This window comes from Ruminococcus flavefaciens (genome assembly GCF_900108555.1).
Classification (GTDB): domain Bacteria; phylum Bacillota; class Clostridia; order Oscillospirales; family Ruminococcaceae; genus Ruminococcus; species Ruminococcus flavefaciens_P.
On sequence record NZ_FNWV01000013.1, the window covers coordinates 20,186 to 33,441 of the forward strand.

12 protein-coding genes are annotated in these 13,256 nt (G+C 45.9%); 4 read left to right on the forward strand and 8 right to left on the reverse strand.

The genetic code is table 11. The annotated features are described in order from the left end of the window. Positions 1–2: 2 nt before the first annotated feature. The 4 genes from BLW60_RS13915 to BLW60_RS13930 form a co-directional block, all read right to left on the reverse strand. Complete coding sequence (locus BLW60_RS13915) at positions 3–494, reverse strand: hypothetical protein (protein ID WP_074718417.1); 492 nt, start codon at positions 492–494, stop codon at positions 3–5. 22 nt (positions 495–516) lie between these two features. Further along, positions 517–1,029, reverse strand: a complete 513-nt coding sequence (locus tag BLW60_RS13920) for a hypothetical protein (RefSeq protein ID WP_074718419.1) — start codon at positions 1,027–1,029, stop codon at positions 517–519. 306 nt (positions 1,030–1,335) lie between these two features. Beyond that, a complete protein-coding gene (locus BLW60_RS13925; RefSeq protein ID WP_074718421.1) occupies positions 1,336–2,058 on the reverse strand; it encodes a hypothetical protein in 723 nt (240 codons plus the stop codon). A 12-nt stretch (positions 2,059–2,070) separates the two neighbouring features. Next, positions 2,071–2,517 carry a LytTR family DNA-binding domain-containing protein gene (locus BLW60_RS13930; RefSeq protein ID WP_074718423.1) on the reverse strand — a complete coding sequence of 149 codons (447 nt, stop codon included), beginning with the start codon at positions 2,515–2,517 and terminating at the stop codon, positions 2,071–2,073. A gap of 361 nt (positions 2,518–2,878) precedes the next feature. On the opposite strand from BLW60_RS13930, the gene BLW60_RS13935 reads away from it, so the two are divergent. From BLW60_RS13935 to BLW60_RS13950, 4 genes are all read left to right on the forward strand, one after another. Further along, the gene (locus tag BLW60_RS13935) at positions 2,879–5,296 is read left to right on the forward strand and encodes a glycoside hydrolase family 94 protein (RefSeq protein ID WP_074718425.1); all 2,418 of its coding nucleotides are present in this window, start codon (positions 2,879–2,881) and stop codon (positions 5,294–5,296) included. Between the two features lie 353 nt (positions 5,297–5,649). Beyond that, positions 5,650–5,967 carry a DUF6442 family protein gene (locus BLW60_RS13940; RefSeq protein ID WP_074718427.1) on the forward strand — a complete coding sequence of 106 codons (318 nt, stop codon included), beginning with the start codon at positions 5,650–5,652 and terminating at the stop codon, positions 5,965–5,967. A gap of 15 nt (positions 5,968–5,982) precedes the next feature. Further along, entirely contained in the window at positions 5,983–6,312 is a 330-nt protein-coding gene (locus BLW60_RS13945) for a DUF6442 family protein (protein WP_074718429.1), read from the forward strand. Positions 6,313–6,327: 15 nt separating this feature from the next. Further along, a complete protein-coding gene (locus BLW60_RS13950; RefSeq protein ID WP_072951852.1) occupies positions 6,328–6,537 on the forward strand; it encodes a helix-turn-helix transcriptional regulator in 210 nt (69 codons plus the stop codon). 40 nt (positions 6,538–6,577) lie between these two features. On the opposite strand, the gene BLW60_RS13955 is transcribed toward BLW60_RS13950, so the two are convergent. The 4 genes from BLW60_RS13955 to BLW60_RS13970 form a co-directional block, all read right to left on the reverse strand. Further along, the gene (locus tag BLW60_RS13955; RefSeq protein ID WP_074718431.1) at positions 6,578–7,714 is read right to left on the reverse strand and encodes a hypothetical protein; all 1,137 of its coding nucleotides are present in this window, start codon (positions 7,712–7,714) and stop codon (positions 6,578–6,580) included. A gap of 211 nt (positions 7,715–7,925) precedes the next feature. Next, positions 7,926–11,387 carry a transcription-repair coupling factor gene (mfd, locus tag BLW60_RS13960; RefSeq protein ID WP_074718433.1) on the reverse strand — a complete coding sequence of 1,154 codons (3,462 nt, stop codon included), beginning with the start codon at positions 11,385–11,387 and terminating at the stop codon, positions 7,926–7,928. Between the two features lie 17 nt (positions 11,388–11,404). Continuing rightward, positions 11,405–12,031, reverse strand: a complete 627-nt coding sequence (gene pth / locus BLW60_RS13965) for an aminoacyl-tRNA hydrolase (protein WP_074718435.1) — start codon at positions 12,029–12,031, stop codon at positions 11,405–11,407. A 168-nt stretch (positions 12,032–12,199) separates the two neighbouring features. Continuing rightward, positions 12,200–12,958 (reverse strand): histidinol-phosphatase, encoded by a 759-nt coding sequence (locus tag BLW60_RS13970; protein WP_074718437.1) that lies wholly within the window; start codon positions 12,956–12,958, stop codon positions 12,200–12,202. Positions 12,959–13,256: the final 298 nt, after the last annotated feature.

Sequence of the window (13,256 nt, forward strand, 5' to 3'; positions counted from 1 at the left end):
GGTTAAAAACTGTTTACGCCGACTGTTGTGGTCTTTATTGCATGACCTGCAACCTGATTAAATGCATTCAGATAATCTTTATCTTTAGCATACACATCTGTACCTCTAAACTTTATTTCAGTGCAATTAGTGATAACAGACCCATCCACCCATGTACAGGTGCTCATATTTTTTCCTGTAACTATCGAAATATCGCCACCTTTATAGCCGAATTCATACGGCTTTGTTCCGCAGCCTGTGTTTATAGGTTTCAATTCATAAGCATCTCCAAAACTTCCTCTTGCATAAGCAGTTTCAATAGCTGCTCCTGCCTGTGCAATCTTTGTTGAGCGGTGTATGCTTGTATCATATTCAGCCTGAATGCACATAACCTTATTGCTGCCTGCATTATCGATCACAGTGGCTTCAATACTTGCTGCATTTGCTGTCATAGGAACCATACACATTGTTGCTAATGTTATAGATGCAAAGATCTTCTTAAAATTAGTTTTCATAATATTTTCCCCCTAATAATGATCAAAATGCGTTTACGCCGACTGTTGTAGTCTTTATTGCATGACCAGCTATCTGATTATAAGCATTTAAATATTCTTTTTCTTTTACGCCCTGTGTCTTAACATTACTGCCGTATGTACCAATGATCTTTGTCTCAGGCATTACGATAGTTTCACACACCCTATCCTTGTTGTAGCCTTCCAGATAGCCCTTACCATTGCCATATGTGCCGACGATCTTTGTCTCGGGCATTACGATAGTCTCTGCAACCAGATCATTACGATTATAGCCTTTTGACCTGATGTTAGCAATATCAGATGCATTTCCTGTAAGTATTGTTTTGCCTTCGAGATTGCTATTAAAGTTAGAAATAGGCATTGTGGAACAGTAAATCGGCTCGTCCCCTTTTATTTTACCGGAGCTCTGTACCATTTCAATACCTGCCGCACTTGCTGACATAACGCTTACCATTGGTACTGCACACATTGCTGCTGCGAAAATGGCTGTCATTGTTCTTTTAAATGTAGCTTTCATAATATTCTCTCCTTAATAAAATATAGTAATGTACGGGATAATTGCTTCGCTGAGGTTTTCGTTTCAGGTGTTGCGCAACCCTATGCTTTTATTATACTCAGATTTCCCGTTTTGCATAGGTGAAATATGTCATTTGATGAGTGACATATGTCACTTTCTGAATGACATATGTAACGCCGAACGCGTAAAATGGTCAGACAAACCTGTATAAAGCTCTGTATATAGCCAAAGTTATACTGCGAACCTATATCGCGGTACAAAATGCAGCAAAACAGGCGACTCATAAAGCCGCCTGTCCTCTCTATTTTATTCTTCCAACGTTACCTGACTGTACTCGTTGACATTAAGTTTTACTCTCGTCTGAACGTCAACGTGCTGCTCCTTGCTGTCTGTGTATTTGCCGAAAAACAGACTGTATGTTATTGTAAAATCGTCCTTGTAGCCTCCGGTATCTATTGCGATCAATCCGTTTTCACTCATAGTGTCCCAGTTTGCAGAAAAATGATTAAACTCGAAATCAACGGTAATATCCGAAAATGTTACCGATCTGCTGCCTGTGTATTTAGCCGTTGCCAGTACAGGTGCAAACGCATGAGTATACTCCTGATCCAAAGTATATATCTCGATACAGGTATCACCCTTATTAACAGTGTGCTTTGTGTAGCCCTTTATCTCGTCGCCGAAGCTGTACTCACCGATAAGCGAATCTTCAAGAAGCGTATCATGCATCATTATTATTGACGGTTCGGATATCATGTTCATATGTGACATTTTCATTTTCGCCGACACGAATACTATAAGCCCCGCCCATAGCACAAGTACAATACCAACAGCACTTGTCAGTATAACGATAACAAACTTTACAGGCGACATCATGGGCTTGATTTTAGCTTTTCTGCCCTCTGCAAGTCTCTTGTTTATCTTTCGTGTATACGATGCACGATATACAGCAAAACCTATGGCCATCAAAGCCGCGATTATAAGAAGAAAAATTATTGACACAACAATTATATTTGAATTCTCTTTCATGTTCACCCCTCCTTAAATCCCTAAGAATTCCTTGAATATGTAGTAATACGTCCTTGTAACGTCCACCTTTGCGCCGTTCTTCATAGTCAGCATGAACTTCTGCGACAGCGCAGGACGTATTGACTTTATATGCGACATTGACACTATGACCGAGTTGCTCACACGTATGAACTCTTTAGGATCGAGTATCTCCTCAAGACGGCGCAGCGGCTCGGAAAGCCTGTATTCCTCTGTACCGCAATATGTTACTATATCATGTGCAAAACTTTCTATATGAGAGATATCCTTTGTTTCGAGCCTGTATATCTCCTCGCCGCGCCTTGCTATAAGATGCGATACCGTGATGTTGCTCTCCGAGAGTATAAGTTCAGCGGTGTCATCGATATCTATGCCCCTTTTTATCAATTCAGCCGCTATCGCATCGTAGTGTTCGTCGCTTACTAACAGTCTTATCTTCATTTGCTCGCATCGCCTCCCTGTATCATTGATAAGCTTATCTGTCTATATTATAAATTGAGCAGATGAAAAAATCAATACTCACCGCATACCTTTCGCTTTTGGAAGCATATCTTGCATTTGCACTCACACAGCAGGCATACATCAACATAAAGTATAAGTCCAGCAGAAAAGTGATATAACATTTTGAGTAATTATAGTGTAATATTACAAAATGTAGTAAAAACTTGTCATTTTTTGCTGTTGTTAACGATATGTTCATTTTTACCCCCTTGTCAAAGCTCCCGTTTAATGGTATAATTAGAATGATATTTTCTGCCCGAGGAAAGCACTGTCCAACGGCAGCTGAGAAGGAGAATGTATTATGCAGTACGGACATTTTGATCTTGAAAACAAAGAATATGTCATTACTAACCCCGCCACACCCGCACCCTGGGCAAACTATTTAGGTGATCCCGAATACGGTGCTATGATATCCAATAACGCAGCAGGCTACAGCTTCGTAAAATCAGGTGCAAACGGAAGACTTTCACGTTTCCGCTTCAACTCTGATATGGCTCTTCCGGGTCGTTACATTTATATAAGAGATAACGATACCGCTGATTACTGGTCAGCTTCATGGCAGCCTGTAGGCAAGCCCCTTGACAAGTATAAGAGCGAGTGCCGCCACGGTACAGCTTATACAGTCATTTCTGCTGAGTACGCAGAGATCAAGTCCGAGACTACATACTATGTTCCATACGGCAAGACATACGAAGTATGGAGAGCTAAGGTAACAAACAACTCCTCAAAGGAGAGAAAGCTCTCTGTATTCGGTTTTATAGAATTCACAAACGAGCCTAACTATGAGCAGGATCAGGTAAATCTCCAGTACACACTGTTCATCACCCGTACAAGCTTTGAGGGCGGCAACCGTATCCTCCAGCACATGAACGAGAACACAGGCTTCGATGAGAACGGCTACAACGGTCAGGAGCGTTTCTTCGGTATGGTCGGTCAGCCTGTTACAGGCTGCTGCGGAAGCTTCAGCGACTTCATCGGACCTTACAGAACTTTCTCAAATCCTATCGCTGTCGAGAACGGCAAGTGCAGCGGCGTTATGAACTATAACTCCAACTCCTGCGGTGCTCTCCAGAGCGACATCACACTTGCTCCCGGCGAGACAAAGGAATTCGTTTTCGTACTCGGCGAGCGCAAGGATCCCGAGGCTGCTGCTATACTTGAAGAATACAAGGCAGCAGGCAAGGTAGATGCAGAAGTCAAGCAGCTCAAGGACTACTGGCATGGTCAGCTCTCAAACTTCAAGGTAGAGACTCCTTCCGACGAATTCAACAACATGATAAATGTATGGAACGCTTATCAGTGCTTCATTACTTTTATCTGGTCAAGAGCAGCTTCATTCATATACTGCGGTCTGAGAAACGGCTACGGCTACCGCGATACTGTTCAGGATATTCAGGGTATCATACACCTTGATCCCGAAATGGCTGCCGAAAAGATACGCTTCATGCTTTCCGCTCAGGTAAGCAACGGCGGCGGACTCCCACTGGTTAAGTTCGACCACAACGCAGGTCACGAAACTTGCCCTGACGAGAACGACGAGCACAGCGTTTACGCTAAGGAAACAGGACACCCCTCATACCGTGCAGACGATGCTCTCTGGCTCTTCCCGACTATCGTTAAGTACCTCGGCGAGAGCGGCAACAAGGGCTTCCTCGACGAAGTTATCACCTACGCAGAAGAAGGCGGCGGAAAGGCTACAGTTTACGAGCATCTCAAGAACGCTATCCGCTTCTCTATGGAGCGTCTTGGCAGTCACGATATGCCGGCAGGTCTCCACGCTGACTGGAACGACTGTCTCCGCCTCGGCGCAAAGGGCGAGTCCACATTCGTTGCATTCCAGCTCTACTACGCTATGAACGTTATGCGCGACATGGCTAAGGACAAGAACGACACAGACTACATCACATACCTTGACGATGCTCAGAAGAAGCTTGGCGCAGCTCTTGAAAAGTGCTGGGACGAGGACAGATTTATCCGCGGTATCCGCGACAACGGCGTTATCGTTGGTGCAAAGAAGGATCCCGAGGCTAATATGTGGCTCAATCCTCAGAGCTGGAGTGTGATCTCACACTTTGCTTCCGACGAGCAGGCTGAAAAGGCTATGAACAGCGTTCACGATATACTCAATACACCTTACGGTGCTAAGCTCCTTGAACCACCTTACAAGTACCACCACTTCAAGGGTGCGCTCATGCAGGTATTCAACCTTGATACAAAGGAAAACGGTGGTATCTTCTCACAGTCACAGGGCTGGCTCATACTTGCCGAGTCTCTCCTCGGTCACGGTGACCGCGCATTCGAGTACTTCCTCGAAAGCTCACCTGCTGCCATGAACGACAAGGCTGAGATACGTGTTATGGAGCCATACGTACACGGTCAGTTCACCGAGTCAAAGGCTTCTCCTTACGAGGGACGTTCACACGTTCACTGGCTCACAGGTACAGCTTCAACTGTTATGGTCGGCTGTGTTGAGGGTATCTGCGGTATGCGTCCTGACCTTAACGGACTTACTATCGCTCCGTCTATCCCTGCTAAGTGGGACGGCTTCAAGATCGAGAAGAACTTCCGCGGCAAGAAGCTCAACATCAATATCGACAACTCCGCACACGTTCAGAGCGGCGTTAAGGAGATCACTCTCAACGGCGAAAAGCTGACAGGCAACTATGTTCCTGCCGATAAGCTTGCTGCTGTAAACGAGATAAACGTAGTACTTGGTTAAGTCAGAACTAAGAACTAAGAGCTAAGAGCTAAGAACTTAGAATTAAGGCACTGTGATTTTCACAGTGCCTTTTTTGTATCTGTAGGGGCTGCCTTTGGCAGTCCGCAAATCGAGAACTGCTAATGTAGGGACGCGCATTGCGCGTCCGCATAAATGTGATATTTTCTGAACGGACGACCAATGGTCGTCCCTACATTATTGTGCAGACTGTTATATTTGGCCTGTGTCGATTGTGCATTCAGTCAAATTTGACAAGTTTACTTTGCAAGCTCTTGACAAGTACACTTGGCAGTGCTATAATACAATTACCAAGTAAACTTGGCAAAACATCACATGATATGGGAGGTACTACTATGAACAAGGAAGAAATACTCGAAAAAAGCAGAAACGATAACAAGAATAACGATCCTTTTTACCTTGAAACAAGGGTAAAAGGCATGAAATACGGCAGGATTGCTGCTATCATATTCTGTCTCGCTCTTTTTATCATTGACTGGTTTATAACGGGAAACAGAGCTTACGGCTATTACAGTATTTTCACCGCATCATTCGCCGCCGATTACCTCTACAGGTGGAAAAAGACCGATAACAAGGACGACTTTTACGCAGGTACACTTATGGCTCTGGCAACGGTAGTATCTGTTATACTGCACTTCGTTCATCATATATAAGAAAGGGTGTTGACTATGAATAAGGAAGAAATTCTCGCAAAAAGCCGTCAGGAAAACAAAAACCGTGACATTGCAGAAATAGACAGGGCAAAAAGTGATTCAAGATTTGCCGTGATACTAACTATGCTCTTTACCTGCCTATATGCTGTAATAACTTTACTCATCACAGGAAAGATGAATTACGGGGCACTTGCAACTGCAATATGTATGCTTTTTTCAATGCAGCTGCACAGAGCCATAAAAAACAAAAATACAGGAGATATTCTATGTGCTTCAGTCATATGCTTATTTTTTCTCCTGTTGACATTCATGGCAATCCGTGAACTTTTCAGCTTAAATACATAAGGCGGCGACTCTATGATAGACGATTCACTTATACTCCGAAACCGCCTTAAAGAGATACGAAAGGAGCAGCGGCTCTCACAGGACGAGCTGGCGAAAATGGTAGGTGTATCCCGTAATACCATAAGCTCCATAGAGACAGGGCAGTTCAGTCCCACGGCTAAGCTTGCATTAGTCCTGTGCATTGCCCTTGATAAAAAATTCGAGGACATATTTTATTTCGACTGATACAAAAAAACGCTTCCGATTTTCTCGGAAGCGTTTTATTTTATCTGTCCTGGATTTTCCCGATCATCTCGGAAGCTTCATCAATAGCATCCTGCACCTCAGCATTGACCTTTTCAGCGTCTGCTTTTGCTTTTTCGATTTCGTCTATGATCTGCTGTTCAGCGTCAGATGTCTTGCTTATTGACTCTTTGAGCTTTTCTTCAAAAGCCTTCATCTTTTCCTCGGCTTCTTCAAATTGCTCGGACTCCTTCACATCGTCTATGAGCTTTTTGTATTCGGCTTCAAGCTCTTCTTTCACCTTAGGGTCGGTAACAGCCGACTCAATATCCTCAGCAGCCTTCTTGTACTTGGCTTTGAGCTCTTCCCTTTTTTCTTCGGTATCAGCCTTTATCCCGTCAATTATATCCTCAGCCTTGCTCATCAGCTCCTCTGCGGCTGTTGAAGCAGGAGCTATCGGTATAGAATTGCCGTCCTCGTCATAGAAAACGATATTGTCGATGTACATATCCGACTCATTTGCTACGCCCCAGCGCATAATAAGGAAGTTGGCATCGTCCATTTCCTCAGTCCAGCACTGTCCGCTGTCAGCAAGCAGGAACTTGAACTCCGCATGAACTGCACCTGATGCTTCAAAATTGTACTCGCCGCCCGAAAAGTCCTGGAAATCATACCACTTTTCCTGCGCGGTAACAGTTCCGCCGCCACCGCCTATCCAGCCGGGAGCTCTTACGATCTCTCCGTCATCTCTTTTCAGTCCGTCTGATGTAGCCTCGGCATACATATCAAATTCTATCCTGCGAACCTTTGCTGCACCTTCACTGCCGAGGAGCTTTGTAACGCTTATACCTATTTTCTGCACTTTGCCTTCAAGCGGTACAGTATTGTCATCGGCAAATTTAAGCATCTTATTGCCCATAAGCTCTGCCACCGATATCTCGCCTTTTGCACAGTCCTTATCATCGGTCTTGACAAAAGCAAAATCAAATCTTCCGTCATCAAAGGTTATGGCGTTGGGATCGGTTGCTTCTGTAGGTGTAGGAGGAATAAGCTCCTCTGTTGTAGTCTCAACAGGAACTGTCTCCGAGCCTGCATCGGGATCTTTCTTATCGCTGCATCCCGCAGCACAGGCTGCAAGAGCAAAAGCCATCGCACCTGCGATAAAGTTTTTATAATTCATATTTGCTTCTCCCTGTACAAAACTGTACTGATTTATTTTTTACACAGTGCTCTGCATCACTGTGTCTTTCTTTATTTATAAATAAATTGTAGCATAAAAATACAGCTCTGTAAAGTAACATATCGTCCAAATCACAATACGCTTTTTGTAACACATTACACAATAATTGCGCTTAAATTTAACTCTTGCCAAATATTGCTCAGGGATTTTACTATTTCTTTTCTCTGTTCTGATAAAATATTTCGACAGTTTCCCTCATCATATCAAAGGGACGCATTTTCGGTGATATCTTCACCGAAACGTAGGATTTTCCTACACCGTTGAAGGTTATCCTGCCCTTGTAAGCCTGCTGCAAAGCAGCTATCTGCTCGGGCACAAGATACTCCGTATAGAAATACATTGCACCGTTTTTCTGGGATATTTCGGTAATTCCCAGATGCGCAGCCTTGTTTCTGAGCAGCGAGACATCAATAAGTCCCACCACCGACTTAGGCGGTTCGCCATAACGGTCGATAAGCTCGTCGATAAGGTCGGTCTTGTCGCTGTCCTCGTTGACAAGCATTATCTTGCGGTACATATCTATTCGCTGATTAAGGCTTGAAATGTACTTTTCGGGGATATGAGCGTCAATCTGTATATCCACGAGGCACTCGGGTATCTTCTCGGGCTGCTCGCCCTTTTCCTCTGCGATAGCTTCCGAAAGGAGCTGCAAATACATATCGTATCCGACAGCTTCCATGTGTCCGTGCTGCCTGCCGCCCAGTATACTGCCTGCTCCTCTTATCTCAAGATCACGGAGTGCTATGCGGAATCCGCTTCCGAACTGTGTGAACTCGCGCATTGCGTTCAGTCGCTTTGTGGCTATCTCAGTAAGCACCTTATCGCGCTTGTACGTGAAATACGCATAGCCTCTGCGGTTAGAACGTCCCACACGTCCGCGGAGCTGATAGAGCTGCGACAAGCCGAAGCGGTCGGAATCCTCGATAATAAGGGTATTTACATTTGGCACATCTACGCCCGTTTCGATGATAGTGGTGCAGACAAGGATATCCACCTCATGCTCAACAAGCTGCTCCCAGATATCGGACATCTCGTCCTCGCTCATCTGTCCGTGAGCAACTGCTATCCTTGCTTCGGGGAGAAATTCCTGCAAGCGGGCTGCACAGGCTGTTATAGTCTCTACGCGGTTGTGGATATAGTACACCTGTCCGCCGCGGCGAAGCTCCCTGACTATGCCCTGTACCACTGTTCCGATATTGTACTCGATAACGTAGGTCTGAACGGGATATCTGTCCTGCGGAGGTTCTTCGATAACCGACATATCGCGTATTCCGCTCATTGCCATATTCAGGGTACGAGGGATAGGAGTTGCGGAAAGCATGAGCACATCAACTCCCGTAAAACTCTCCTTGAAGCGCTCCTTGTGAGCAACTCCGAAACGCTGCTCCTCGTCGATTATAGCAAGACCCAAGTCCTTGAATACCACTGATTTCTGGATTATCTTGTGAGTACCTATTATAATATCTATTCGTCCCTGCTTCAGCTTCTTTATTATCTCCTCCTGCTGCTTTGGCGAGCGGTAACGGCTCAGGAGCTCTATCTGCACGGGGAAGTGCTCGAAACGTCGGAGTGCCGTCTGATAATGCTGATAGGCAAGAACTGTTGTAGGTGCAAGTATTGCGCACTGTTTTCCTGCAAGTACGCATTTCATTGCGGCTCTGAGAGCCACCTCTGTCTTGCCGAAGCCCACATCGCCGCAGAGCAGTCGCTCCATAGGACGTGGGCGCTCCATATCTGCCTTTATCTCGGCTATGGACTGTAACTGGTCATCGGTCTCAACGTATGGGAAACGCTCCTCAAAATCACGCTGTATCTCGTCATCGGGATAAAATGCGAAGCCTACGCTCTTTTCGCGCTTTGCATACAGAGCGATGAGCTCATGTGCCATGTCCTTGACTGCGCGTTTTACATTGCTGCGGGTCTTCTGCCACTCGCCCGAGCTTAGCTTGTTGAGCTTTACGCCGCTGTCGTCACGAGGTCCGATGTATTTCGACACCATATCCAGCTGAGTAACAGGGATATAGAGCTTATCCGTACCTGCATACTGTATGGTTATGTAGTCCTTTGTAACGCCGTCCATTTCCAGCTTGCGGATACCGATAAAACGTCCGATACCATGTCCTGAATGTACTACAAGGTCGCCCTCGGTGATGTCGGCAAGGGAGCGTATCTCCTCGGCTTTGTTCTTCTTTTTGCGGCGCTTCTTGCGTACCGAGTCCATTGAGCGTCCCTGCGTAATGAGTACGGTCTTGTTTTCGGGGTACTCGAAGCCGCCGCCGAAGCTTCCCGACATGAGGACAACTCTGCCGCTTATCGGTTCGATGCTGTCTGATGCGATATCGCATGGTATGCCGTTATCGTTGAGGTCCTGCTGTATTATAGGCATTGTCTTTTCACTTCCTGCCGCAAGCACCATTCTGTAGCCGCGGTGCTTGTAGTCCTCCAAATCCTCCACAAGCTGCTTCATCTCGCCGCTCCATGGTGCAGTCTGCATAGCCTCAAAGCTGACAAGCCTGCGGAAGTCTATCCTCTCACCGCCCTGCATGAAGCTGCTCATATAGAGACATACGCGCTTTTCAGCGATATGCTGCACTTCCGCCAGCTCCAGCACATAGCCGTCAAGTCCCTTGCAGAGCTGTCCGTCCTCCATGAGTATCTTTATATCCTCATTGTGACGTGTGAGGACTCCTGCTGCGTTGTCCATAACATCGGAAAAATCGCTGAATATCACAGTTCCGCCTATGTAATCGAATACCGTTGAAGGCTCGCCGTATACCAGCGGATAGTACTTTACTCCGTGAGCAAGTATCTCCCCTGCCCTCAGTCTGTGTACGTCCGCACCTAAATGCTCGCGGACTGCCTCCATGTGCTTTCCGCGGACTTTTTTGCACAGCTCCTCTATTTTATCGGCAAGCTCTTCATTATTATAAAGGACTTCCCCCGACGGATATATCTCAACACTTTCAAGTGCATCGGTACGACGCTGTGAGTCTGTCTCAAACTCGGATATAGAGTCTATCTCATCGCCCCAAAGCTCGATACGCACAGGCTTATCCGCCTGCACAGGGAATATATCCACAATAGAGCCTCTTATTGAGAACTGCGATGCTCCCTCCACCTTTTCGCACCGCTGATAGCCGCATTTTGCAAGGGTCAGCGCAAGCTCCGACAGGTTAACTTCCGTTCCCTGTTTCAGCTCGATACCTGCTGCGATAAGGACTCCCACAGGGATAACAGGCTGCATTACAGCTTCGATACTTGCGCAGATAACGCTGCAACGACCTTTAGCCGCCTTTATAAGGGCGGCTATACGCATATGTTCATATTCGTGGTTGGTACTGTCAACAGGAGTGAATACCAGTTCCTTTGACGGGAAAAGAACTGCCGCTTCGCTGCCTGCCATCATGTTTATATCATCGCAGAGCTTCTTTGCCTCTGCCTCCGAGCCTGTTATTACAAGGTCTATCTTTTCACCGCACAGGGAGTAGATAAGCTGCGCCCTGTGTATATGGGAAAGACCTGTCACAGAGACAGGTGATATCTTCTTGTCAATGGCTTCACGCAGACTTTTATAGCCTGCGAGCTCGGTAAATAGGTCTTTAAACAGTTTCATCGCATTCTCCGTAGGGATCAGGAATTGTACTTGTTCATGGCTTCATCGGTCTTGCCCTGCACCATGAGTTTTATGCACTCGCAGGCATTTTCTGTGGACTGCTTCATAAGCTCACTGTCCTCCTTGCCGAACTTTCCGAGCACCCACTTTGCAAGGTCGTAATCGGGGTGAGGCTTCTTGCCCACGCCCATTTTTATGCGCGGATAATCGTCCCTGCCTGTGAGCTCACATATGCTGCGGAGCCCGTTATGTCCGCCGTGACTGCCCTTTCGGCGTATCCTCAGCTTACCGCAGTCCAGCGATATATCGTCACATACGACTATGAGGTTCTGCACGTCTATCTTGTAGAACTCCAAAGCCTGCACTATGGACTCGCCGCTGTTGTTCATGTATGTGGTAGGCTTCAGCAGCAGACAGCGTTTGTCGCCGATAGTGACCTCGGCAGTCTTGCCCTTGAATTTAAGGCGGTCTATCTTCTCGCCCAGCTGCTCAGCAAGCATATCAAGCACCATAAAACCTGCATTGTGTCTTGTGTTTTCGTATTCAAGTCCGGGATTGCCCAGACCTGCTATAACATATTCTATTTTACCTCGCGACGAGGAAGAATTTGCGGAAATCCTGTCGAATACATCAAAAATACTCATTTTATTTCTCCTATTTACGTTCATCTATGTTTGATCTGAGTTGAGAGTTGAGAATTAAGAGTTGATAGTTGTGGTATCGCCTTTCGGCGATATATTTCAATAATTTGGCGCAAGCCGACACCTTAACTCTTAACTCTAAACTCTCAACTCTAAACTAATTACTAACGGCTAAAGGCTCAAAGTCTCAACCAGTTCAAGTCCGTAATTCTCGGCAAAGCGTCTGCACTTTTCTATAGGGGCTTCGTCCGAGAGTGCCTGCGGAAAATGCGCATCACAGCCGATTATTGCCTTGTTGCCCACCTTCTGCGCGATACGGAAAAACTTATCACAGGGATAGTGTCTGCCGTCCCTGAGTCCGAGGAGATTTATCTCCAGCGGTATATCCTTCCCTTTTAAATAAGTACACAGCCGCGTGAACTCCTTTTCATAAAGCTCATCGCTGCCCGTGAAGCACAGCAGATCGGGGTGAGCGAGATAAAGATATCTCCCTGACTCCATTCCCTCGATTATATGGTCAACGTACTGCACAAGGAGTCTTTCATCGGAAGTCGGAACTCCCATATAAGCCCCCATAGTCTCGGGATCGTTGAAATGCTGTCCCATTATCATATAGTCAAGGGGATAATCTTCAAGCAGTCTGTCCTGCTTTTCGATGAGCTGCGGGATATACTCCGCTTCAAAGCCTATGTATATCTTTATATCAGATGCGTACTCCTGCCTGAGATCGGTAAGCGACCTGAAATAGCCCTCTACCTCTTTGGGAGTCATTCGTATACGCGAAATATAACCGTCATCAAATACCCACGGACAATGGTCGGAAAATCCCAGTTCCTTCATTCCGTGAGCTATGGCGTGTTCTACATATTCCCTGTCCTCGCCGATAGCGTGATGACATCGGGAAGTATGTGTGTGATAATTTGCAAACATGAGCCGTGCTCCTTTCAAACTATGATTATACCACGTTTGCGGAAAAAATTCAAGTAAAAGAGTGGTCAGTTGTTAGTAGTAAGTGCATAACGATCAAAAACTACGATCTATCAACGTGCGGTGAAGCGCCTCCCCTACTATTCTACTCTCTACTCACTTGATAAAGGCTAACGGCTCAATTAATGCAGCCGCTCTTGACAAAATAACAATTATAATGTATAATGTTATAAATTAACAGAACAGGAGATGAAACTCACAATGGACGGTGCCCCTGACGGCAGTAATCCAAATTATTACG